This window comes from Alishewanella sp. HH-ZS, assembly GCF_001704375.1.
GTDB classification, from domain to species: Bacteria; Pseudomonadota; Gammaproteobacteria; order Enterobacterales; family Alteromonadaceae; genus Alishewanella; species Alishewanella aestuarii.
The window spans coordinates 94468-118292 of record NZ_LZEJ01000011.1; the positions used below are offsets into that span (position 1 = coordinate 94468).

The following is a 23825-nucleotide window of genomic DNA, read 5'->3' on the forward strand; positions in this document are numbered from 1 at the left end:
AAAACGTAAAGCACAGCATTATCACGAATAACGCCAGCCGGAGATGATACCGGCCAACTCAGCAGGATAAGGAAGTATGTTCCGTAAAATACTGATAGCAAACCGCGGCGAAATCGCTTGCCGGGTGATCGACACCGCACACAAGCTGGGTATTCGCTGTGTGGCAGTTTACTCAGAAGCCGATGCCAACGCCCGCCATGTGCGTCTGGCCGACGAAGCCTTTTTACTTGGCCCTGCCGCCAGTAAAGATTCTTACCTGCGGGCAGACAAAATCCTCGCTATTGCCAAACAAAGTGGCGCCGAGGCGATTCACCCGGGCTACGGTTTTTTATCTGAGAACGAAGACTTTGCCCGCGCCTGCGCTGAAGCAGGTGTAGTCTTTATTGGCCCACCGGTACCAGCTATCGAAGCCATGGGTTCAAAAAGCGCGGCCAAGAAAATTATGCAGCACGCCGGCGTGCCGCTAGTGCCGGGCTATCATGGCGATGATCAAAGTGATGCCACCCTGGCTGCGGAGTCTGCCAAAATTGGCTATCCGCAATTGTTAAAAGCTGCCTATGGTGGCGGTGGTAAAGGTATGCGCGTGGTTTGGAACGCCGATGAATTTGCACCGGCACTGGCCAGCGCCCGCCGCGAAGCCAAAGCCAGTTTTGGCAACGATAAGATGTTGCTGGAGCGCTACCTGACCAAACCACGCCATGTCGAAATCCAGGTCTTTGCCGACAACCACGGCAATGCGGTCTATCTGGCCGAGCGTGACTGCTCGATTCAGCGTCGGCATCAAAAAGTGATTGAAGAAGCACCGGCACCGAATTTTACCCCGGCACAGCGTCAGGCGATGGGTGAAGCGGCAGTAAAGGCAGCTCAGGCGATTGATTATCGTGGTGCAGGTACCGTCGAATTCCTGTTTGACGAAGACGGCTCCTTCTATTTTATGGAAATGAATACCCGGTTGCAGGTTGAGCACCCGGTCACCGAGATGATTACCGGTCAGGATTTAGTGCAATGGCAATTGCTGGTCGCTGCCGGGGAGAAACTGCCACTATCGCAACAGCAAATTCAGCTGGATGGCCATGCTATTGAAGTGCGGGTCTATGCCGAAGATCCGGATAACGACTTCCTGCCTGCTACCGGTAAGCTCACCTACCTGCGCCAGCCAGAGCAAAGCCGGCATGTACGGGTGGACACCGGTGTGGTCGAGCACGACGAAGTCACGCCCTACTACGATCCGATGATCGCCAAGCTGATTGTCTGGGATGAAAGCCGCGACCGCGCCATCAGCCGTATGCTGCGGGCGCTGGATGATTACCGCATTGCTGGTGTTACTACCAACCTTGGCTTTTTAACCAGCTTGGTCGAGCATCCGGCCTTTAAAGCAGCGGAGCTGGATACCAATTTTATCAATAAGCATCAGGCCAGTCTGTTTGCGCCGGCGCATAACCAGCAAAGCCAGGCATTATTGCTGGCCGCACTTTATATTGTCAGTAAGCAACAAGCTCCAAGCTGTCAAACGGCCAGCAGCCCCTGGCAATTCAGCCATGGTTGGCGGCTAAACGAAACCCCAAGCTTAAACCTGGAGTTAAAGCTGGGTGATGACAAGCAGCTGATTAACGTAGCGGCGCAGCAACAGCACTATAGCCTGACGTTAAACGGCCAGACGCTGGATTGTCAGGCCAGTTTAAATGGCGATGAGCTCAGCGCCATCCTCGCCGGGCACCGGATGAAAGTGCGGGTTAGCCAGTATCAGGACACCATCAGTGTCTTTATCAAACATCAGCGCTACGACATCGTCTATCAGACCGAAGTCGCTACGGTTACTGATGCCGCCGATAACGCCGGCAGCCTGACCGCGCCGATGAACGGCACTATCGTTGCCGTGCTGTGTCAGCCAGAGCAGCAGGTGCAAGCCGGTGAAACACTAGTGATTATGGAAGCGATGAAGATGGAATATGCGATTAAGGCCCCTAAAGCCGGTACCGTCAATGCCGTATTCTATGCTGCCGGCGATCTGGTAAAAGATGGCGCCCAACTGGTGGACTTTAGCCCGGAGGAAGCATGAGTTTTCCAAAACAGGTCCGGCTGGTCGAAGTCGGGCCGCGTGACGGCCTGCAAAACGAAAGCAGCGTTAGCCGCGGCGCAAAAATTCAACTGATTGATCTGCTCAGCGCGGCCGGCCATCAGTATATCGAAGCCGGCGCCTTTGTCTCACCCAAGTGGGTGCCGCAAATGGCCGATTCAGCTGAGGTCTTTGCCGGGATAAAGCGCCATCACGGTGTGACTTACGCCGCGCTCACGCCAAATCTGCAAGGCTATGAAGCTGCCAAAGCCGCTGGCGCCACAGAGGTGGCGATCTTTGGTGCGGCTTCGGAAGCCTTTAGCCAAAAGAATATCAACTGCTCGGTGGCTGAAAGCCTGCAGCGCTTTGCGCCGGTACTCGAAGCGGCGAAAACTGATGGTATCAAAGTGCGCGGTTATGTCTCTTGCGTGGTCGGCTGCCCTTATCAGGGTGAGGTTGCACCAGCTGACGTGGCTTTCGTCGCCAAAGCCCTGCTGGACATGGGCTGCTACGAAATTTCACTGGGTGATACCATAGGTGTCGGCACCCCGGCTAAAGTCAATGCTATGCTGGATGCGGTGCTGGCAGTAGTACCAAAAGAACAACTGGCGGTGCATTTTCACGATACCTATGGCCAGGCACTGACTAATATTTATGTGGCGCTCAGTCGCGGTATCGCCGTCATTGACAGCGCAGTCGCCGGTTTAGGCGGCTGTCCTTATGCTGACGGCGCTTCGGGCAATGTCGCTACCGAAGATGTGGTGTATTTACTCAATGGTCTTGGCATTGCACATGGCGTAGATTTAACCCTGCTGGCGCAGGCCGGCTGGTTTATCACCCGCGAGCTGGGGAAGCAGCCTAGTTCTAAAGTAGGATTGGCGTTACAAGCCAAGTGCAGTCAAACTAGTTGATAACGCGCCCATGCGGCTGTTAAGAAGATTCTAACGCAGTCATGGAATTAACGAAAATCAGTGATGTCATGACAGAAAAGGTCTTAGAGCAAAACAGAGACAAGACGAGGCAGTAAGCATTCCGTACACTTTGTAAGGGACTGTATTTTTCAGGGATGAAAAATGCAAGCGTACAGGGAGGTATTCACAGCGTGTCCCGGCAAAGTTGTACGGTGTGCTTACTGCCGGATGCAACGGACTCGCCATTTGTTTAGCGATAAGTAACCGCAGATTTGAGATTGGTGCAACGCCCTTAGCAGGGTAGTAATTTTCTCCACCGGCTTCAAGGATCACATCCCTGTGCCCTTTCAGCCTCCGCAGCATCCATGCTGCTGTTACGAAAATTCTAACGCAGCCAAGGGCTTAACGAATATCGGTGAGTCATGACGACTCGCAAAAAGTGAACGAGGTGGCAAGCGCGCAGTACACTTTTCTGGGGACGTCTTTGGCATGGATGCCAAAGAGACAAATTCGTCGGGAACGAATTTGAACAGCGCTTGCGCTGGCCCGCAGGGTAAACTTCAGGATGAAGTTTATAACCCCCCAGGGATGTATTTACGGCGTGCCCCAGGAAAGTTGTACGGAGTGCTTGACCGCCGGATGCCCGGTAGTCGAGCCTGCAAGACGATAAGTAACTGCAGAGTAAAAAAACAGAGGACAACAAATGGCAGGGTTTAATAAAGTCGTACATAGCTACGAAGACGCCATGGCCGGCCTGACAGACGGCATGACCGTTATTGCCGGTGGCTTTGGTTTATGTGGTATTCCGGAAGGCCTGATTGCCCAGATAAAAAAAATGGGCACCAAAGATCTGACAGTGGTTTCAAACAACTGCGGCGTCGACGGCTTTGGCTTAGGCATTCTGCTGGAAGATCGGCAAATTAAAAAAATGATTGCCTCCTACGTTGGCGAAAACGCCCTGTTTGAAAAACAACTGCTTAGCGGCGAGCTGGAAGTGGAATTAACCCCACAAGGCACGCTGGCAGAAAAGATGCGCGCCGGCGGCGCCGGAATACCCGCATTCTTTACAGCCACCGGCTACGGCACACCAGTGGCTGAAGGCAAAGAAACCCGCGAAATCAATGGCCGGCACTATGTTCTGGAAGAATCCATTACCGGTGATTTTGCCATAGTACGCGCCTGGAAAGCAGACCGTTACGGCAACCTGGTATTCCGTCATACCTCGATGAACTTTAACCCGATGGCGGCGACTGCCGGTAAAATTACCGTGGCCGAAGTCGAAGAAATTGTTGAGCCGGGTGAATTAGAACCCTCACAAATTCATACGCCGGGTATCTATGTGCAGCGCGTGATCAAAGGCAACTTTGAGAAACGCATCGAACGCCGTATGGTTCGTCAGGGTTAAGGAGACAACAATGGCTTTATCACGTGAACAAGTCGCCATGCGGGTGGCGCAGGAATTAAAAGACGGTTACTACGTTAACCTCGGCATCGGCATCCCGACCCTGGTCGCAAACTATGTACCAGCCGGTATTGAAGTAATGCTGCAATCGGAAAACGGTTTACTCGGTATGGGCCCCTACCCAACCGAAGCCGAAATTGATGCCGATATGATTAACGCCGGTAAAGAAACCGTCACTGCGATTAAAGGCGCGGCGATTTTCAGCTCAGCCGAAAGCTTTGCCATGATCCGCGGCGGTCATGTTGATCTGACGGTACTGGGGGCTTTTGAAGTAGACCAAAACGGCAATATCGCCAGTTGGATGATTCCGGGTAAACTGGTTAAGGGCATGGGTGGTGCCATGGACTTAGTAGCCGGCGCCCAGAATATTATTGTGACGATGACCCACGCCGACAAATACGGCAGCAGCAAACTGCTGGAAAACTGCAGCTTGCCACTGACCGGCGTGGGCTGTGTTAAGAAGATCGTGACCGATCTGGCGGTGCTGGAAGTCAAAGACGGCGCCTTCCACCTACTGGAACGCGCACCGGGCATTTCGGTTGAGGAAATTCAGCAGAAAACCGCCGGTAAACTGGTGATTAACGGCGATATTCCGGAAATGCAGTTTAACTAAGCCGTAATGCCTATCAGACAAGGCGCCGCTATGGCGCCTTTTTGTTGTATCCGCAGAAATTCACGACAGATTACCCGCCGTTTTATTGTATAAATGCAGCCTTTTCGTCACTATAGCGACAAACTGAATTAACAGGAGTCTTGTCTATGTTTCGTTTAAGCGCTATCGCCGCCATCCTTGCCGCCAGCTGCAGTTTTTCGGCTATTGCTGACCAATTTCAGGTAAAAGCCAGCAGCAGTATTGCTGCCACTGCTGATACCCTGGTGTTGCTGGTTAGCCCGGATCAACTCAATGCTAATCCGCAACTGGAAGCGATCAGCAAACAAGAGAATTTTAGCGCCGCGCATGGCAAAACGCTGAACTGGCTGGCACCGGCTTCGCCCTATTCTCAGTATCAGCGCGTATTGCTACTGGGTACCGGCGACAGTGCTAAGTTGACTCCTTATCAGGCCAGCCTGCTCGGTGCCGCCGCAGCTCGTAGCCTGAAAGGCAGCGCTGCCAATACCATCCAGCTTGATGCCTCATTAATTAAGGCGCCGATTGGCCAGGCAGAATTACTGGCTCAAATCAGTCATGGTATTGATTTAGCAAGCTACACCTTCACTCGTTACCATACCAATAAGCAAACTCCAAAAGTTCGCCAACTGCATATGCTGAGTGCGGAGCAAGCGGCTACTGAACAACGTCTAGTCCAATTAACGGCACTAAGTGAAGGCGTAGCTCTGGCCCGCGATCTGACCAATGAACCGGCCAATGGGATTTATCCTGAGACCTTCGCCAAACAGGCACTGGAACTGCGTAAACTTGGCGCTAAAGTTACAGTACTGGATGAAAAAGCGCTGGAAAAAGCTGGTTTAGGCGCCATCCTGGCCGTAGGCCGCGGCAGTGCCCGTCCACCACGTCTGGTCATCGTGCACTGGGAAGGTAGCAAGCAAGCGCCTGTGGCGTTAATTGGTAAAGGTATCACCTTTGATACTGGTGGTTACAACCTAAAAACCCAGGCCGATTCAATTCTGCGCATGACCAGTGACATGGCGGGTGCTGCCGCTGTACTGGGTACCATGCATACGCTGGCGAAGCAGAAAGCGCCGGTTAATGTGGTTGGATTGATGGCTCTGGCCGAGAATATGATTTCTGATCGCGCTTACCTGCCAGGTGATGTGATTACCGCCGGTAACGGTAAAACTATCGAAATTATCAATACCGATGCCGAAGGTCGTCTGGTGATGGCCGATGCGCTGTTCTACGCCGAGACCAACTTTAAACCGCGCGCCATTGTTGATATTGCGACGCTAACCGGTTCTAAAGTGGGCGCCCTGGGGTCTTACTACGCCGGTATTTTCAGTAAGGATGATAACCTGGTTGCGCAATTAACTCAGGCAGGGGAGAAAACGCAGGAAAAATTATGGCGTTTACCGATGACAGATGAGATGTTACCGGAGTTAAAGAGCCGCATCGCCGATTTACGCAACACCGGCAGCAGCACCGGCGCTTCAACTGCCGCCTTATTCCTGCAGCAGTTTGTTAAAGACACGCCTTTTGCACATCTGGACATCGCGGGTAATGCCCTAAGTAGCAGTAATCGTGGCTTACAAACTGAGGGTGCCACCGGCTATGGTGTGCGCTTGTTAACCGAGTGGGTTTTAACCGCTGAGTAATCTGCAAATTAAACCGGGTAGTCGCTTTGCTGGCTACCCGGTTTATCATTGTTGTCACTACAATCTGAGTTCGATACCTGACATGCAGATTTAAGACCTGCTCAACGCCCTTAGCTGGGTAGCAATTTTCTCCACCGGCTTCAAGGATCACGTCCCTGTGCCCTTTCAGCCTCCGCAGCATCCATGCTGCTGTTACGAAAATTCTACCGCAGCCAAGGGCTTAAATAGAATCTCTTAGACGTCACGAAAAACATCTTAGAACACAGCAGATATAAAACGAGGTGGTAAGCATTCCGTACACTTTGTAAGGGAATGTATTTTTCATGGATGAAAAATGCAAGCGTACAGGGATGTATTCACAGCGTGTCCCGTCAAAGTTGTACGGTGTGCTTGCCACCGGATGCTTATATCACGATTCTGAAGCGTCGAGCCCATTGCTGCGACCTTAGCTGGGTAAACTTCAGGATGAAGTTTATAACCCCCAGTGAGGTATTCGCGGCGAGTCCCAGGAAAGTTGTACGGCGTGTTTAGCCGCCGGATGCACGAATCTTAGATAGTAAATGATCTTTTACCGGCTCAACCGCTTAATTAAACTCGACGTATCCCAGCGTCCGCCGCCCATCTGCTGCACCTCAGCATAAAACTGATCCACCAGCGCCGTCAGCGGTAAAGCACTGCCATTTTTGCGGGCTTCATTTAACGCAATTGATAAATCCTTACGCATCCAATCCACCGCAAAACCGAAATCAAATTTATCATCCAGCATCGTCAGTGAGCGGTTCTGCATCTGCCACGAGGATGCGGCACCTTGCGAAATCACCTCGACCACAGCGGCACCGTCTAATCCGGCATTTTTAGCAAAGTTTAGGGCCTCAGCCAGCCCCTGCACCACACCAGCAATACAGATTTGATTCACCATCTTCGCCAACTGGCCAGAGCCAGCCGGCCCGAGTAACTTAACGCAACGGGCATAGCTCTGCATCGCCGCCTCAGCCAGACTGTAGTCGGCTGCACTGCCACCGACCATCACCGTTAAAATGCCCTTCTCAGCACCTGCTTGGCCACCGGATACCGGCGCATCTAAAAAGCCCAACTGCTGTTTAGCGCAAGCTGCGGCCAGTTCACGCGCCAATTCGGCAGATGCCGTAGTATGATCGACCAGCACTGCGCCGGCGGCCATGGTGGCCAGTACTCCCTGCTCGCCGTAAACTACAGAGCGCACATCATCATCATTACCGACACACATAAATACCAGACTGGCGCCCGCTGCCGCCGCTGCTGGCGTTAGCGCGCACTTGCCGCCATACTGACTGACCCAGGCCTCAGCCTTGGCCGTAGTACGGTTATACACACAAACCTGATAGCCTTTTTGCTGCAGATAACCGGCCATCGGATAGCCCATTACCCCAAGACCAATAAAGGCGACGCTTTTATTGCTAATATTTGACATAAAAATGACTTAAAGCTGTGACATAGTGGAGTGTGAGCTTACAAAGTTATCAGCCTAATTGAAAGTCTAAAGGAATGACCATGACGACACTTTATGATTTTACCGTCCAGGACAATGCCGGTAAGCCGCTTGAGCTAAGCCAGTTTCGCGGTAAAGTGGTTTTAATTGTCAATACCGCCAGTAAGTGCGGTTTTACGCCGCAATATAAAGATCTTGAAGCCTTGCATAAAGAGTATCACCAGCGTGGTCTGGTGATTCTGGCCTTTCCCTGTAACCAGTTTGGCAGCCAGGAACCAGGCTCTAACGCTGAGATTATGCAGTTTTGTGAACTGAATTACGGTGTGACCTTTCCGCTGATGGGAAAAGTCAATGTGAATGGTCCGGAAGCCGCGCCGGTATTTGAGTATTTAAAAGATCATGCCCGCGGTTTACTAAAAAGCCGTGCGATTAAGTGGAACTTTACCAAATTTCTGGTAAACAAAGAGGGGGTGGTGGTAAAACGCTACGCCCCGCGCACTAAACCTGCCAGCATAGCGCAAGCCATCGAAGAATTACTGTAACTTTGATCTGGCGCTAAATATGCAAAATCAGGATCCGGTATTCTCCCGTCATCAAGATGGGAGAGAAGCCATGAAAATCGCTGTGTTCAGTGCGAAAAAATACGATCAGGACGGCTTTAGCCAGTGGGCTGATGCCAGCTTGCAATTTCGATACTTTGACAGCCGTCTGAATGTTGAGACGGTGAAGATGGCCGCGGGCTGTCACGCCGTCTGTGTTTTCGTCAACGATGATCTGTCTGCTCCGGTACTGCAGCTGCTATCCGAAATGGGCATCGAAATGGTCGCCCTGCGCTGCGCCGGCTTTAATAATGTCGATCTGGATACCGCCAAGGCGTTAGGGATCAGAGTAGCCCGGGTGCCGGCCTATTCACCAGAGGCGGTAGCCGAACACACTATCGCAATGATGCTGACCTTAAATCGCAAACTGCATAAGGCGTATAACAGAGTACGGGATGATAACTTTGCCCTGGATGGCTTGCTCGGCTTTAACATGCACGGCAAAACCGTTGGTCTGATTGGTACCGGCCGTATCGGTCTGGCAACAGCACGCATTCTGAAAGGCTTTGGTTGTAAGTTGCTCTGTTACGATATTCAGCCAGACGCTGAGCTAACCGAGCACTACACCACGTTGGAAAATCTGTATCAGCAAAGCGATATTATCAGCTTACATTGCCCGCTTACCCCGCAAACTAAGCATTTGATTAATCAACATAGTCTGGCACAGATGAAAGACGGTGTGATGCTGATTAATACCAGTCGTGGCGGCCTGATTGACACTAAAGCCGTGATCCATAGCCTGAAGAACCGGAAAATCGGCTATCTGGGTTTGGATGTCTATGAACAGGAAGCGGATATCTTTTTTGAGAATCTGTCTGAGCAGATGATTGAAGATGAAGTCTTTAAACGCTTACTCACCTTCCCTAATGTGCTGATCACCGGCCATCAGGCGTTTTTCACCCGCGAAGCGCTGCAACAAATCAGCCAGATCACCAGTGATAATCTGGTGGCTTTTGCCGGGGGGCAAAGTAATGGTAATGAGCTGGTTAATTAAGGCTTATCCTCTTTATCCTTGATGTTACCTCATAAAAAACGGCAGGTTCCCCTGCCGTTTCTTCTGGTATTGCCGCTGGCTTAAGCTTCGTCTTCCAGCTCGTTCACCAGAGTTTCGGCTAATTCGTCCGGCGTTACCACCACGCCAGGACCGTCCGTATCCGGCAGTACAGCGATACTTAATTCGTCACCGTTTAAACCTTCAGTCCATTTTTCCAGCCAGGTATCGATGGCAACAGCCTGAGCGGTACAATTTGACCACTCGCCTTCGATCCACTGTTCTGCCAGCTCAGCATGTGGCCATACCGGAATGCAACGCTCGTCCTCGGCGCTGACCAGCACAAAGCCTTCGTCATCGGTCAGGATCCAGATCTGCTCCAGATCGGCGACGGCCTTAATAAAATACTCATAGCGCTGTTCCGCATCCAGCGCGGTGATCCGGGCCAGTTCTTCAGCAGTCAGTTGATAATCCATAGTGTGTTCTCTTTGCCAGTAAATACTGCTAATGATGACGGATCCGCTGCGCAAAAGCTATCAGAAAAACACGCTGTTACCAGAGCTGATGTCCCAGCCAAATCAACAGCGCATAGCGTAGCCCCTTACCCAGTGCCACCAGCAGCAAAAACAACCGGAACGGTACCCGAAGTACCCCGGCTACCATAGTCAGCGGATCACCCACCACCGGTAACCAGGCAAAGAGTAAACTCCAGCAGCCATAACGCTGAAACTGTGTTGTCGCCCGCGTCAGTGCAGCGGCTGAAATGGGAAACCAACTTTTATGCTGAAAGCGTAGCAACTCCCGACCAAGATACCAGTTAACACAGGATCCCAGGGTATTACCAAGGGTCGCTGCCAACCACAACCAAACAGGCAGATAGCCCTGCGCCAGTAAGGCCAGTAGCAGCACTTCGGAGGAGGCTGGGAATAGCGTCGCGGCGATAAAGCCGGTTAGAAAAAGTGAAAAATAAGCCACAACACAGTTCTGTTTAATCAGGTGCGGCAAAGTCTAGCATTTTCAAGTGACTTTTAGGTAAAGCTGCCGGTTTTTGTTTAGGTTTGTTATAGGTAAAACCATGGCTAAGTCACTGGCAAAAAATAAGCTTTCCGATAGACTTTAGTCTAAAAGCCGCCGTTAGCTATTTACAAAGATCGCGGCATTCTCCAACCTGCCAAAAGTATTAGTGTTTCCGGAGTGCCTATGTCTACCCCGCTGATCCGTAATATCTTATTTCTGGTGATGTTAACGACACTGCTAAGCTTACTGTTGTGGCTGACCAAGCCAATAGTGGCTGTGTTTATAACAGTGCTGTTAAGTGCTGCTTATTTATTTTTGCTACCAGCACAAAAAATGGCAGCGTCAGATCCCAATCAGACTCAGGTTCAGACTCAACCAACCTCAGATCGGATGGTCCGCAATATCACCGAAGCAACCTCGAAGATGGCGATTGGCGCAGCAGAAGTCTCGTTTTATATTGATGCCTTGATCAAAGATATTAAACATAGTAGCGATGATAGCCAACAACTGGCTAATGCCAGCCAGAATGTGGCAGCCGGCAGCAGTGATTTAAACCATAACCTGCAAACCATTAATCAAACGATAAATCAAACCGCCAGCGCTTCAGAGCAGGCAGATAAAAACCTGCAAAATGGTGTGGTGCGGATTGAAGCATTGGCGCAAGCGGTCGCCAATGCGGCAGCCGAATTACAAAGCCTGCGTAGCAGCGCCGATAAAATTCAGCATATCACCGAAGTGATTAATAACGTTGCCGCGCAAACCAATTTATTGGCGCTGAATGCCGCCATTGAAGCGGCTCGCGCCGGTGAACAGGGACGCGGCTTTGCCGTAGTAGCCGACGAAGTGCGGGCGCTGGCAGGTAAAACAGCCGGCGCAACCAAGGATATTGCGAATATGCTGCAGGAGATCCGCAACCAAAGTAGCCATACTGCCGAGTTAATGCAGCAATTAGAACATTCCAGCCATCAAGCACAAGACGAATTACAACAGGTGGCAATAGGCGTCAATCATATTAGCCAGGAAGTCAAGCAAGCATCAGGTGCTCTGCGGGAAATTGAACAATTAAGTGACTCCCTGCAAAGTAATAGCAGTCAAATCAGTGGTGCTATCGACAATATCAGTAGCGCGCTGGTACAAATAGAGCAAAAAGGTACCCGGATTGCCGGTCAGGCGGTAGAGGTATCGATTGAAACTGAAACCATCTACCGGGAACTGAGTACTCAGGCCAGTAACAGTTTTTACCAACCGATCTTTGAAGAAGCCAAACAAGCAGCGTCGGCGGTTGCTGCGACGCTTAGCCAGCTGATTAAAGAAGGTAAAGTCTCAGATGCAGAGTTATTTGCCGAGAAATATCAACCTATCGCCAATACTAACCCACAAAAATTCAGTACTGCCTATGACAAGCTGACTGATCAATTATTCCCCGCTATTCAGGAACCGATTTTAAGCCGGCATCAGAATGTACTCTATGCCGGTGCTGTCGATCGCAAGGGTTACTTCCCGACCCATAATAAAAAATTCAGTCAGCCGCTGACCGGTAATTATGATAAGGATTTGCTGCAGAATCGCACCAAACGGATATTCAGTGACCGTACCGGTAGCCGCTGTGGCAGCAACACTGAGCCGATGCTACTGCAAACCTATAAAAGAGATACCGGCGAAATTGTGCATGACTTATCGGTACCTATCTATGTTAATGGCAAGCACTGGGGCGGCTTTCGGATTGGCTTTAAACGCTAACTTCAGCGGTTAACCGCCAGCCTTGTTGGCTAGTGAAAATCCCGTGACCCGGCCGGCAGAGCTTCCAGTAAGGGCGTCAAATCGGTCAGACGTCCGGCAATCACGTGCACGACTTCGCCTTCGCGCTCTAAAATACCATTTACCTGCAGGATCTTCGCTGTCAGATAGGGCTGTTGCTGTGCCTGAGCCGTCCCCTGCCATACCACAATATTAATATTACCGCTTTCATCCTCCAGCGTTAAAAAAGTGACGCCGGCGGCAGTACCCGGGCACTGCCGGCAAGTCACTAAGCCGGCGACCTTAACCACTGCCTGTTGTCGCACTGTCGCCAAGTCGCTAGCCAACGTACAACCGGCCAACTTCCCACGCTGGCGCAAATAATGCAGAGGATGATAATCAAGACTAAACCCCAGCGCCTGATAATCTTCCAGCATCGCTTCGCGCTCGCCGGGTGGCTGCAGCAGCGGCGCCGCCGGTTCAGCTACAGCGGCAAATAACGGTAGCTGCGTTTGTTGATCCAACAAATGCCAACGACTGTTATAGCGATCGCCAGTTAAGCTCTGCAAGGCATTGCTACTGGCCAGCGCCGCCAGTTCGCGGGCATTTAACCCGAGTTGCTTTAACTGTGCCGGATGACAAAAGCCCGCCGCTGGCCGCTGCTGTAATAACTGCTCAATCGTCTGCTGGCTTAAGCCCTTAACCTGTTGTAAACCAAGCCGGATAGCCCAGTCCCCCTGATGCAGTACTAATTGGTGAGCGGCAGCGGAGGCATTAATACAGACCGGCAGCACCCTAAGCTGATGACGTCTGGCATCCTGAATAAGCTGCGACGGGCTGTAAAACCCCATGGGATAGCTGTTTAACAGGGCGGTATAAAATGCCGCCGGAAAGTAATGTTTTAACCAGGCAGAAACATAGGCCAGTACTGCAAAACTGGCAGAATGTGACTCCGGAAAACCGTACTCGCCAAAGCCACAAATTTGCTGATAGATCCGTTCGGCAAAGTCTTGCTGATAGCCGCGGCTTAGCATGCCATTGATCAGCTTTTCTTTAAACTGCAACAGCTCACCGGTTTTCTTCCAACTAGCCATGGCGCGTCTGAGTTGATCCGCTTCGCCACCGCTAAAACCAGCGGCCACCATTGCCAGCTGAATCACCTGCTCCTGAAAAATGGGTACGCCCAGGGTACGGGATAACACGCCGGCGACTGCCTCGGAAGGATAGGTTACCGCCTCCTTGCCATGCCGGCGCAATAAATAAGGGTGCACCATATCCCCCTGAATTGGTCCTGGCCGCACTATCGCTATCTGAATCACCAAGTCGTAATAGCAGGCTGGCCTGAGTCTTGGCAGCATGCTCATCTGTGCCCGGGATTCAATCTGAAACACCCCTACTGTATCCGCTTGTTGAATTTGCCGGTACACCTGAGGATCATCACCATAACCATTAATTGCCGCAATACTGAGCGTCAAGCCATAGTGTTGCTGCACCAACTGAAAACAGCGGCGGATTGCCGTTAACATGCCCAAGGCCAGTACATCGACCTTTAACAGCCCAAGTGTTTCCAAATCATCTTTATCCCATTGGATCACAGTGCGCTCAGCCATGGCCGCATTTTCTACCGGTACCAACTCATACAAAGGGCCGGCCGAGATCACAAAGCCCCCGACATGCTGTGATAAGTGCCGCGGAAAGCCGCGGATTTGCTCCACCAGCTGCACCAGCTGCTGCCCCAGACCTTGTTCGGTATTCAGTCCAAGCTGGCGAAGCTGTTGTTGCCAGCTGACCACACCATGGCGGCGGTTCAGGTTTTTAATAAAATGCTCCAGTTGCATTTCATTAATCCCCAGCGCCTTCCCAACATCACGGATCGCGCTTTTCAAGCGGTAGCTGATCACCGTTGCCGCCAGCGCTGCCCGCTCGCGGCCATATTTCTGATACAGATACTGCATCACTTCTTCGCGCCTTTCGTGCTCAAAATCTACGTCTATATCCGGCGGCTCCTGCCGCTCGCGGGATAAAAAGCGTTCAAACAGCACATTAATCTGCCGCGGATCGACAGCGGTAATTTCCAGGCAATAACAGACCACCGAATTAGCGGCAGAGCCGCGGCCCTGATATAAAATGCCGCGCGCTTTTGCAAACTGAACCAAATCATAGATGGTCAGAAAAAAGTACTCATAACGCAGCTCAGCAATCAGCGCCAATTCCTTATCGATCAGCGCCTGGATCGACGCTGCCGGCCCTGCTATACCAAAACGCTGCCGGGCTCCGGCTTGCACCAGTTGCTGCAAATACTGACTGGCACTAAGATCAGACGGCACCAGCTCAGATGGATATTCATAACGCAGCTCATCCAGCGAGAACTGGCACGCAGCCGCCAGCGTCACGCTCTGCGCCAGTGCAGCAGCGGGATAGAGCTTCGCCAGTTTGCTCAGGGGTCTTAAACAGGCCTCAGCATTACTCAGCAACTGGCGGCCTAATTGCTGGACCGGCGTTTTCAGGCGAATGGCAGTCAAGGTTTGCTGTAATGCCAGTCGCTCACGCTGATGCATTAATACCGCACCAACCGCCAGCTGTGGCAGTGCAAAATCGTGGGCCAGCGTCTGGCAATACGCCAGGTAGCGCGCTTCGCGATAACGCAATTGCCGTACTAGCGCCAGGTGCAGGCGGCCACTAAAATGCCGGCTTAATAATTGCCCCCAATACTGGTCAACCTCTGCCTCGCCTTGCGGCAACCAGAGTGCCAGGCAATGCTTGCTGCTGCGTAAATCCCATTCTTCCAGCTGGTAATGGCCTTTTTGAGCGCGCCGTCGGGCATTGGTATAATGCGGCACAGCTCAGCATAGGCATGCCGATCCGGACACAGTAGCACTAAGGACAGGCCAGGCAGCTGAAAATAACTGCCTATGATCAGTTTTAACGGTAATTGCTGCCGCTTGATTTGCCGGTGTGCCCGCACTACCCCGGCGACCGAACATTCATCGGTCAGTGCCAGCGCCTGATAGCCCAAAGCTGCCGCCGTGCTAACTAACTCCTCCGGCGAGGAAGCGCCTTGTAAAAAACTAAAGTTCGAGCGGCAAAATAACTCCGCGTAGGCCACGGCCTCGGATGGCGGCGCTGCCGCTGACGTTTCGCTCATCGGCCCCCCTTAGCTAAACCAGCCTTGCAGATACCATTGCTGCTGCGGTGTGCGGTATACCCACCACCGCTGCCCCTGCTCAGTGCGGGCCAGATAATAATCCCGCTGCAATAAGGTGCCACTTTGCCAGCACAGTTGCTCCAAACGCTCGGCACCACTTAACAGCGTCACCGCCTCGGTTAAAGGCAGGGCTTTGGGCAGTTGTAAAATAGGTCTGAGTTGATAACAAAGCGCCGCATTCAATGCCGGCAGCGCCGCTACTGCTGATACCGATGACTCTGCCCCCGGCCAGTGACTCAGGTTTAGCACCGGTGTCACCACCGCCTGCTCCCCCAGGCGGGCCACCAGCACACTGAGCAGTTGTGCTTTGCTCAGCGGCTGTGAGCGCTGTGCCAGTAAATTACAACTTGCGCGCTGATCGGGTACATAGTCTGTTGCCGCCAATTGCAGCGCATACACCGGCTCTGGCAGCTGCAGCTGCGCCAGGTGCAGGGACACTAATTGCTGCCAGTTTGCGGCGCAGGCTTCACCGGCCCGGGCGCGGATCTGCAGAGGTAAGGGGCTATGCTGGCGAAACTGTAGAGTAAGCTGCAAACGCTGACACAATAAGTTGGCCCGGCGTAAAAACTGCTGCAGTTGCTGTAACAATGGCTGTAACGGCTTTAATAACTGTGGACTTTCAGTAATTTCATAATGCAGCTGTAATTCACAATTAAATTGCAGCCGGGGTCGGTAAAATTGTGGTAATTGCACAGCTCTGCCCGTTAACGCATCCAGATAATGCAGCACATCCTTAGCAAAACGCCGGGCTAACTCCGCTGCCGGCAATGCCAGCAACGGACCTAACTGCCGGATCCCCAACCGGGCTAACTGCTCAATGCTAGCCGCCGGCAGATCGCTGGCAGTTAACGGACAAAGTGCCAGCTTGGCCTGCTCTGCCGCTGGCGTTAAGTACAGCTCGGCCTGCCCGGAGCGGGCCAGTAATTTTGCAGCCAGCGGAGTTTGCCCCGCTGCAGCCAGATATTGATAGGGACAGTCTGCCAGTTGCAGCTGGAGTTGCTGCCAGTAACGGGCAGGATCCGGGTAGAGTTTAAGCATGCTACTCACCCGGATCAGCAAGGCATCCGGCGGCTGCAGCGCTAGATCGGCTGTCACCTGATATAACCGCTCCGCCAGTTGCTGCAGCAGCTGCTTTACCCGTGCCGGCTCAGGACTAAACAGCTGTAACTCACGGCACAGTAACACGGCCGTTGCCACACTTTGCCCGACCTTGACCCCGGCTGCCGCTGCCAGTGCATTAACCCCCAGCAATTGATGTCGTTTCGGACATGCCAGCGCCATCGGCTGTGCCGGATATTGCACTGCCAGTTGATCAAGTTGCAGGCTGGGGAAATATAGATAAAGCCAGCGCATGACAAAGCCCTCAGGCGGTCTCAGCCAGAGCTGTCTGGGTGCGGCTCAGTACCGGATAAAGCTCAGGCCATTCATCTTGCCAGTTAAGATAAAATTGTTGCCCGGCCCAGCCGGCACGGCGCTTTAACACTTTAAGCTGCAAACCTTGAGGCTGTGGCAGTAGCTGTAGCGCCAGTGCTAAAGGCAGCGTTAATTCCGGCTGTTGCGTGGTCAGTTGCAGCACTAACGCCTGCTGCGCCTGAGCTGCCAGCTGTAAACGGCGTGCTGCCTTGCGCGCCAGCGTCCCCTGCCAGAGCAGGACCAGACGACATAAACCACTTTGTAATAACTGCTCTGCAGCCCAGAGTGCATCCGTTTCACTGACACCGGAAAGCAACAGCAACTGTGACGGGTTAATCCCCTGTGCTGCCAACGGCTCAGCCTGGAGTAACTGCGGCGGATTAATCAGCCCCAGCAGGCCTTGCTGCTGCAGTTGTTTGAATAAGGGTAACAGTAAACGCAACTCGCCAATTGCCGGCTGACTTTGCAATACCAGCAAACCGGACGCCGGCCAGCCACCCAGTTGCCGGTCAAATTCGGCATAACCGGAACTTAGCTGCTGACCGGCAGCAGGTAAGGCTGAACCTTGCCAGAGCCATTGCCGCTGCGTCAGTTGTTCAAGTAAGCTGTGCATAGACCACCAAATACTGTTTATACATACAGTATATTTGCTGGTGTTAAAAATGCAAGCACCCATAGAGTGCTCACAGGCTGCCGGCTGCAGGCAAAGGTGAGTGGTTAGCAGGTTTACAAAAGCGGATCAGGCGGTTTTAGCCCGCTGCTGTAACAGGGTCAGCACTTCGTAATGACTACTATGGGCAAATAAATCAAAAAGTTGCACCCGCAGTAACTGATAGTTATCCAACAGGGTCAAGTCCGCTGCCAGACTATTGGCATTGCAGCTGGAATAAATAATATAAGCGGGGGCCAGCTGTTTAATCGCCGTCACCAGCTCGACGCCTAAGCCGCGGCGGGGTGGATTCACGACCAGGAGATCCGGTGGGCTAACCGCCGCCGTGGCAAAAGCAGCGGAGTCCAGCGCCCTAAAATCGACCTGGGTTAACCCCAGCTCAGCCGCGGCCTGCTTAGCACTGGCAATGGCGGAGGGCGCAATTTCAATCCCGGTCAGCGCCACTTCATTGCTGGCCAAATGTAAACCAAAACCGCCCACGCCACAGAACAGATCCCAGAGGTGCCGGATCGGCACGCCTTGTTGCGTGAGTTCCGCCGTCCAGGTTGCAGCAGTGGCATAGAGTCGGGCCGCCAATTCAGGATTGATCTGAAAAAAACTCTGCGGGCTTAAATACAGCGGTACCTGATTAAGTTGCTCACGCAGCAAAGCCTGCTCTGTTAACAGGATTTCTTCCGGCCCTTCCAACAGTGCTGCCGGCTTGGGCTGTAAATTAACGCTGACCACCGACAACGCCGGTAAGCTTGCCAATAACCAGGGTAAATGCTTTTGCAACGCCGCCAGACAGTTCTTTGAACGCAGTACCAGACGCAGCATAAAGTGACCACTATGATAACTTTGCTGCAGCAGCACATACTTGAGCTCGCCGCGGCGGGCGGCAATATCGTACGGGGTAAGCTGAGCGCGGCTAATCAATTGCTTAATCACCGTAAAAACGGCTGCAAAGGCCGGCGGATATAAAGGACAATCGGCGAGATCAACTGCCTGCCCCTGTTGATTAATGATCCCAAGTAGCGGCGCTTCACAGCTGCCCTGCACCACCATCTTGGCTTTATAACGACACGCCTGTTGCTGACTTGCCACCGGCGCCAGGATCTCCAGCGGCGCCAAAGGAGAGACTAACTGCAACAGTTGTTGCTGCTTTAATGCCAACTGCTCAGCGTAAGGCATCGCCAGCCATTGGCAGGACTGACAACGGCCAGCAACAAAGTGCGCGCAATGCATCCGCTTAGTCCCGCAATAACAGCGATAACGCGCGCGGATCACCCTGATTAGGCGCCGGTGTCAGGCCCACTACCCTGGCCATCACATGGTAAAAATCGACCATGCTTAATTGCGCTACCGTCGCCTGTTGTTTAAAGGCCGGTCCATAGGCAATCAACATTCCCTGCATATCCGGCTCGGTATTGTCATAACCATGGCTGCCACGTGCTCTGAGGAAAGACGGATCAGCCTTTAAACCGGGTAATAAGCTGCGCCGGACAAAGATCCAGGGCTGCTCCGCCAGCAAAATAATCGGCGCGATGCGGGCATGGTGTTGATGCTGAAAGCGTTCTGGCAACTCATGCTTGCGGTACAGGCGCATCTGCTCTGGGTTATAACGCCCGGCAATTTGCTGATACATCCGCTCTTCCTGGCCATCTTTCGGGAAAATGCTGACGATTTCACGTGAAAAGCGAACATTCTGCGCTAAACTGCCATCAAACAACTCATCAGCAATAATATATTTGCGCTGATCGACCTCTGCCATACCATGGTCGGAGCTGATGATCAGGTTGACCTGCTCCGCCTGACCACGCTCACGTAAGGTTTGCACCAGATAGGTAAGCTCAGCATCTACCTCGGCCAGAGCCCGAGCTACCTGCTCTGAGCGCGGGCCATAGTTATGACCTGCACTATCGACATCACTAAAATACAAGGTGATCACTCTTGGCCGCTCGGCTTCAGGCATCGCCAGCCAGGCCAGTACCTGCTCGGTACGTTCGCGGTTTGGCGTATTATGCTGATAGGGGAACCAGTAACTGGGTCGCTTACCTTTAATTTCGGCTTCCGAGCCCGGGAAAAAATAAGTGGCCGCCTTCACGCCTTGCAATTCCGCCGTGATCCAAATCGGCTCGCCCTGCCACCAGAAACCATCTGCAACCTGATCCGCCATACTCATCGCAAACTGGCGTTGATGCTCAGGATCATACATCGAGTTATCAACAATACCGTGCCGCTCCGGGTGTAAACCGGTGACCAGTGAATAATGATTGGGGAAGGTTTTACTTGGAAAGACCGGCTGTAATTGTTTGACATGCACACCGCCCGCCGCCAGTTCGGCTAACATCGGTGCCTGATGCAAACTCAGGTAGTCATGACGCAGACCGTCAATTGAAATAATCAGCAGACTCTGTTCAGTCTCAGCTACAGTGACGCTGTCCGGCGTTTTACTGCAGGCGAGTAATAAAAAACTGAATAAAAATACAAAAATTCTCATGGACAAAGTATTCCGGCTTAATAGACAAACGACATCAATGACGCAAGTTGAAAACGGCTGAGTGTACGGACTTTTATTGACCAATTCATGACAATTTGCCTTTTATAATCGGCGTTTCAGCGTAACTAACAATATCAGCAGCCGCATTCAGATCGTGCTAACCTGCACGACCTGCTTTTGCCATTGGTTTACCTTTGGGAGCGGTTTTACTCTTTGCCGGTGCCTGGCTAGCCGGTTTAGGCGCAACTTGTCCTGCTTTCGCGTTTCCTTTCGCAGTGGCGTTATTTGACTTGGCCGTGGCTTTCTCGGCCGGGTTTAAGCCGGTATGCCGCGTTAATGCCGGCTTACCACCGCGCTGTGGTCTTTGATGCTGCTCGTCTTTGCTCTCCGGCGGCACCAGACAGTCTTTACCCCGGCCAATCAGGTGCTGCATTTTCAAGCGGATCAGCGCTTCACGAATTATCGGCCAACCTTTGGGATCATGATAACGCAAAATCGCTTTATGTAGCCGGCGCTGCCGCTCGCCCTTGGGCACCGGCACCACTTCGGTATTCGCTTTATTGATATTTTTCAGCGAATTCATTTCGGTATGATAAATGGTGGTGGCATTGGCCATTGGGCTGGGGTAGAAATTCTGCACCTGATCCAACCTAAAATCGCGCGCCTTTAACCACAGCGCCAGGTTAATCATATCCAGATCGGTGGTACCCGGATGCGAGGCAATAAAATACGGGATCAGATACTGCTCTTTACCGGCTTCTTTACTAAAGCGGTCGAACATTTCTTTAAATTTGTCGTAGGCACCCATGCCCGGCTTCATCATTTTCGACAAAGGACCATCTTCGGTATGCTCAGGGGCAATTTTCAGATAGCCCCCGACATGGTGCTGCACTAACTCTTTGACATAATTAGGATCTTCTACCGCCAAATCGTAACGCACCCCCGAGGCGACCAGTACCTTTTTAATACCCGGTAAATTCCGGGCTTCACGGTACAGTTCAACCGTTGGGCTCTGATCGGTATCCATGTGCTCGCAAATCGTCGGATAGACACAGCTGGGGCGACGACAGGTTTGCTCGGCTTTCGGGTTTTTACAGTTTAACCGATACATATTGGCGGTTGGGCCACCCAGATCGGAGATCACCCCGGTAAAACCGGGAACTTTGTCGCGAATATCCTTGATTTCCTGCATAATCGACTCTTTCGAGCGACTTTGGATAATCCGTCCCTCATGCTCGGTAATCGAACAGAACGAGCAGCCGCCAAAACAGCCACGCATAATATTGACCGAGGTTTTAATCATCTCATAGGCCGGAATTTTCGCCTTGCCATACACCGGATGTGGCACCCGCTGATACGGCAAACCAAACACCAGATCCATTTCCGCAGTACTGAGCGGAAACGCCGGCGGATTAACCCAGATATGCCGATCGCCATGGCGCTGCATAATGGCTCGGGCACAGCCGGGGTTGGTTTCCTGATGTAAGATCCGTGACGCATGCGCATACAGCGGCTTATTCACACTGACCTGCTCAAAGGCCGGTAATTTAACGTACGTTTGCTCCCACGGCTTTTGCCGCGGCGCCTGCACCATAATGGGCTTCGCTTCAACCTCAGCGGGCTTGGTTAAATCAATACCGGCTTTGGCAAATTCGGAATAGCTGCTACAGCCAACATCATCGGCGCCATAAGGGTTCGGGATAGGGTCAATTTTACCGACTTTATCAATAGCGGTGGAATCGACGCCGCGCCAACCCGGCAACGGCTCTTTGCGAATAACCGCCGTGCCACGTACATCCTGAATTTCGCTAACAGGTATGCCCGACGCAATACGATGCGCTACTTCAACCAGCGGCCGCTCGGCATTGCCGTAGATTAAAATATCGGCCTTGGCATCAAAAATAACCGAGCGACGCACTTTTTCTGACCAGTAATCATAGTGCGCAATGCGGCGTAAACTGGCCTCAATACCGCCGATAATCACCGGCACTTCTTTGTAGGCTTCTTTACAACGCTGGGTATACACCGTCACCGCCCGATCCGGCCGCTTGCCGTCAATATCGCCCGGCGTGTAAGCATCGTCGTGCCGCAGTTTTTTATCGGCGGTATAACGGTTAATCATCGAGTCCATATTGCCGGCCGAAACACCAAAAAACAGGTTCGGCTTACCCAGGCGCATAAAATCATCTTTGCTGTGCCAATCAGGCTGGCAAATCAGGCCTACGCGGTAGCCCTGGGCTTCCAGCATCCGGCCGACTACCGCCATACCAAAGCTCGGGTGATCAACATAGGCATCGCCCACCACTAAGATCACATCACAGCTGTCCCAACCAAGCTTATCCATCTCGGCGCGTGACATCGGTAAAAAAGGTGCCGGACCAAAGCATTCAGCCCAGTATTTGGGATAGGAAAACAGGTCGCGTTCAGGCGCCATCCGCGCTACCGGAGCAGATTTACGGGATAAGGGAGCAGTAGCAGTGGACATAAAACAAGCACCTGAGTGTTACAAGGGCACGTATTATACAAGTTGCGCTGTAGAAAGGCGAATGCGCTGATTTCTTCGCGCTGCCAGCTGACATTAATCGCCACGCGCCGTACACTGAACTTAACGCATCTAGCGGAGCCTTACATGCCACTTCTTCGCCCCCGCCAGTTACTGGCTCTGTCACTATTGGCCGGCTTTTTAACCATGGCGCTGAAAACCCTGGCCTGGTATCTGACCGACTCAGTCGGCTTTTTATCAGATGCCATGGAATCACTGGTCAATGTTGCGGGTGCCGGTTTTGCATTATGGATGGTGACGATCGCCCGTCGGCCAGCGGATGATGGCCACCCCTTTGGGCATAGTAAAGCCGAGTATTTTTCAGCCGCCTTTGAAGGTGGCATGATATTTCTGGCGGCACTGGCGATTTTGTTTACGGCCGGCGAGCGTTTACTCAACCCACAGCCAATTAATGCTTTGGGTATCGGTACCCTGCTTACTGTGCTGGCCAGCGTGATTAATCTGGCCGTGGCAATGTTATTGCTACGCGGCGGTAAAGACTGGCACTCACCCGCGCTGGAAGGCGATGGCAAACATTTGCTTACTGATGTCTGGACCACCGCAGGTGTCGTGCTGGGTGTTGCTCTGGCCGTGATTTTTGAACAAAACTGGCTGGATCCGCTGGTGGCGATGTTAGTCGCACTGCATATTCTGCGCGAAGGTGGCCGTATCTTACATAAAGCCATTAATGGCTTAATGGATAACGCCCTGCCCGCCGAACGGGTAGCGCAGCTGAGTGAAATGCTGGCGACAATCGGCGGACCGCAAGTGCAGTTTACCAATATCAGAACCCGCGCTGCTGCTGCCCAAGCCTTTGCTCAGGCAGATTTATTGGTACCCGGCCACTGGAGCGTAGAGCGTGCGCATCAACTGGCAGACCAGGCCGAGCAGCAACTCGCAGCACTCGGCATTCAGCTTATCGTCCACATCGAACCCCACCCCTGACTTATCCACCGCACTCCGGTACCGGCTAGACCTCGGACCCTGAGGTATCCCCACGAAAT

Annotated in this window: 17 protein-coding genes and 1 pseudogene; 9 read left to right on the forward strand and 9 right to left on the reverse strand. The window is 52.5% G+C overall.

The window, feature by feature from the left end:
* Positions 1-76: 76 nt before the first annotated feature.
* The 5 genes from A9165_RS06425 (at position 77) to A9165_RS06445 (ending at position 6700) form a co-directional block, all read left to right on the forward strand.
* Positions 77-2059, forward strand: coding sequence for an acetyl/propionyl/methylcrotonyl-CoA carboxylase subunit alpha (locus tag A9165_RS06425; protein ID WP_065955313.1), 1983 nt, complete (start codon positions 77-79; stop codon positions 2057-2059).
* Positions 2056-2967: a hydroxymethylglutaryl-CoA lyase gene (locus A9165_RS06430; RefSeq protein WP_065955314.1), complete on the forward strand. Its 912-nt coding sequence runs from the start codon at positions 2056-2058 to the stop codon at positions 2965-2967. The genes A9165_RS06425 and A9165_RS06430 overlap by 4 nt, the downstream gene beginning before the upstream one ends.
* Positions 2968-3670: 703 nt before the next feature.
* Positions 3671-4372, forward strand: coding sequence for a CoA transferase subunit A (locus A9165_RS06435; protein ID WP_008608117.1), 702 nt, complete (start codon positions 3671-3673; stop codon positions 4370-4372).
* A gap of 10 nt (positions 4373-4382) precedes the next feature.
* Entirely contained in the window at positions 4383-5042 is a 660-nt protein-coding gene (locus A9165_RS06440; protein WP_057789013.1) for a CoA transferase subunit B, read from the forward strand.
* Between the two features lie 146 nt (positions 5043-5188).
* Positions 5189-6700, forward strand: a complete 1512-nt coding sequence (locus A9165_RS06445; RefSeq protein ID WP_065955315.1) for a leucyl aminopeptidase — start codon at positions 5189-5191, stop codon at positions 6698-6700.
* A 568-nt stretch (positions 6701-7268) separates the two neighbouring features.
* Here A9165_RS06445 and A9165_RS06450 read toward each other — a convergent pair.
* Positions 7269-8150, reverse strand: a complete 882-nt coding sequence (locus A9165_RS06450; RefSeq protein ID WP_008608114.1) for an NAD(P)-dependent oxidoreductase — start codon at positions 8148-8150, stop codon at positions 7269-7271.
* Positions 8151-8230: 80 nt separating this feature from the next.
* On the opposite strand from A9165_RS06450, the gene A9165_RS06455 reads away from it, so the two are divergent.
* Both A9165_RS06455 and A9165_RS06460 read left to right on the forward strand, forming a co-directional pair.
* Complete coding sequence (locus A9165_RS06455) at positions 8231-8710, forward strand: glutathione peroxidase (protein ID WP_008608113.1); 480 nt, start codon at positions 8231-8233, stop codon at positions 8708-8710.
* 70 nt (positions 8711-8780) lie between these two features.
* Entirely contained in the window at positions 8781-9761 is a 981-nt protein-coding gene (locus tag A9165_RS06460; RefSeq protein ID WP_008608112.1) for a 2-hydroxyacid dehydrogenase, read from the forward strand.
* Between the two features lie 80 nt (positions 9762-9841).
* On the opposite strand, the gene A9165_RS06465 is transcribed toward A9165_RS06460, so the two are convergent.
* Complete coding sequence (locus A9165_RS06465; RefSeq protein ID WP_065955316.1) at positions 9842-10234, reverse strand: DUF2750 domain-containing protein; 393 nt, start codon at positions 10232-10234, stop codon at positions 9842-9844.
* Between the two features lie 76 nt (positions 10235-10310).
* Positions 10311-10733: a YqaA family protein gene (locus tag A9165_RS06470; RefSeq protein WP_065955328.1), complete on the reverse strand. Its 423-nt coding sequence runs from the start codon at positions 10731-10733 to the stop codon at positions 10311-10313.
* A 225-nt stretch (positions 10734-10958) separates the two neighbouring features.
* Between A9165_RS06470 and A9165_RS06475 the strand changes: the two genes are divergently transcribed.
* Positions 10959-12515 (forward strand): methyl-accepting chemotaxis protein, encoded by a 1557-nt coding sequence (locus A9165_RS06475; RefSeq protein WP_065955317.1) that lies wholly within the window; start codon positions 10959-10961, stop codon positions 12513-12515.
* 29 nt (positions 12516-12544) lie between these two features.
* Here A9165_RS06475 and A9165_RS06480 read toward each other — a convergent pair.
* The 6 genes and pseudogenes from A9165_RS06480 to A9165_RS06505 form a co-directional block, all read right to left on the reverse strand.
* A pseudogene (locus tag A9165_RS06480) lies at positions 12545-15657 on the reverse strand (error-prone DNA polymerase).
* A gap of 9 nt (positions 15658-15666) precedes the next feature.
* Positions 15667-17070: a DNA polymerase Y family protein gene (locus A9165_RS06485; RefSeq protein WP_065955318.1), complete on the reverse strand. Its 1404-nt coding sequence runs from the start codon at positions 17068-17070 to the stop codon at positions 15667-15669.
* Between the two features lie 10 nt (positions 17071-17080).
* The gene (imuA, locus tag A9165_RS06490) at positions 17081-17743 is read right to left on the reverse strand and encodes a translesion DNA synthesis-associated protein ImuA (RefSeq protein ID WP_065955319.1); all 663 of its coding nucleotides are present in this window, start codon (positions 17741-17743) and stop codon (positions 17081-17083) included.
* A gap of 126 nt (positions 17744-17869) precedes the next feature.
* Complete coding sequence (gene rlmC / locus A9165_RS06495; RefSeq protein ID WP_065955320.1) at positions 17870-19024, reverse strand: 23S rRNA (uracil(747)-C(5))-methyltransferase RlmC; 1155 nt, start codon at positions 19022-19024, stop codon at positions 17870-17872.
* Between the two features lie 4 nt (positions 19025-19028).
* The gene (locus A9165_RS06500) at positions 19029-20279 is read right to left on the reverse strand and encodes an ectonucleotide pyrophosphatase/phosphodiesterase (protein WP_065955321.1); all 1251 of its coding nucleotides are present in this window, start codon (positions 20277-20279) and stop codon (positions 19029-19031) included.
* 157 nt (positions 20280-20436) lie between these two features.
* On the reverse strand, positions 20437-22713 hold the full coding sequence (locus A9165_RS06505; RefSeq protein ID WP_083216233.1) for a YgiQ family radical SAM protein: 2277 nt from the start codon (positions 22711-22713) through the stop codon (positions 20437-20439).
* A 195-nt stretch (positions 22714-22908) separates the two neighbouring features.
* Between A9165_RS06505 and A9165_RS06510 the strand changes: the two genes are divergently transcribed.
* Positions 22909-23766 carry a cation diffusion facilitator family transporter gene (locus A9165_RS06510; protein ID WP_065955323.1) on the forward strand — a complete coding sequence of 286 codons (858 nt, stop codon included), beginning with the start codon at positions 22909-22911 and terminating at the stop codon, positions 23764-23766.
* The last annotated feature ends 59 nt before the right edge of the window (positions 23767-23825 follow it).

Bases quoted from the DNA above. Each gene is read 5' to 3' on its own strand.
- A9165_RS06425 (WP_065955313.1), top strand. From the start codon at position 77: ATGTTCCGTAAAATACTGATAGCAAACCGCGGCGAAATCGCTTGCCGG.
- A9165_RS06430 (WP_065955314.1), top strand. From the start codon at position 2,056: ATGAGTTTTCCAAAACAGGTCCGGCTGGTCGAAGTCGGGCCGCGTGAC.
- A9165_RS06435 (WP_008608117.1), top strand. From the start codon at position 3,671: ATGGCAGGGTTTAATAAAGTCGTACATAGCTACGAAGACGCCATGGCC.
- A9165_RS06440 (WP_057789013.1), top strand. From the start codon at position 4,383: ATGGCTTTATCACGTGAACAAGTCGCCATGCGGGTGGCGCAGGAATTA.
- A9165_RS06445 (WP_065955315.1), top strand. From the start codon at position 5,189: ATGTTTCGTTTAAGCGCTATCGCCGCCATCCTTGCCGCCAGCTGCAGT.
- A9165_RS06450 (WP_008608114.1), bottom strand. From the start codon at position 8,150: ATGTCAAATATTAGCAATAAAAGCGTCGCCTTTATTGGTCTTGGGGTA.
- A9165_RS06455 (WP_008608113.1), top strand. From the start codon at position 8,231: ATGACGACACTTTATGATTTTACCGTCCAGGACAATGCCGGTAAGCCG.
- A9165_RS06460 (WP_008608112.1), top strand. From the start codon at position 8,781: ATGAAAATCGCTGTGTTCAGTGCGAAAAAATACGATCAGGACGGCTTT.
- A9165_RS06465 (WP_065955316.1), bottom strand. From the start codon at position 10,234: ATGGATTATCAACTGACTGCTGAAGAACTGGCCCGGATCACCGCGCTG.
- A9165_RS06475 (WP_065955317.1), top strand. From the start codon at position 10,959: ATGTCTACCCCGCTGATCCGTAATATCTTATTTCTGGTGATGTTAACG.
- A9165_RS06485 (WP_065955318.1), bottom strand. From the start codon at position 17,070: ATGCGCTGGCTTTATCTATATTTCCCCAGCCTGCAACTTGATCAACTG.
- imuA (WP_065955319.1), bottom strand. From the start codon at position 17,743: ATGCACAGCTTACTTGAACAACTGACGCAGCGGCAATGGCTCTGGCAA.
- rlmC (WP_065955320.1), bottom strand. From the start codon at position 19,024: ATGCATTGCGCGCACTTTGTTGCTGGCCGTTGTCAGTCCTGCCAATGG.
- A9165_RS06500 (WP_065955321.1), bottom strand. From the start codon at position 20,279: ATGAGAATTTTTGTATTTTTATTCAGTTTTTTATTACTCGCCTGCAGT.
- A9165_RS06505 (WP_083216233.1), bottom strand. From the start codon at position 22,713: ATGGCGCCTGAACGCGACCTGTTTTCCTATCCCAAATACTGGGCTGAA.
- A9165_RS06510 (WP_065955323.1), top strand. From the start codon at position 22,909: ATGCCACTTCTTCGCCCCCGCCAGTTACTGGCTCTGTCACTATTGGCC.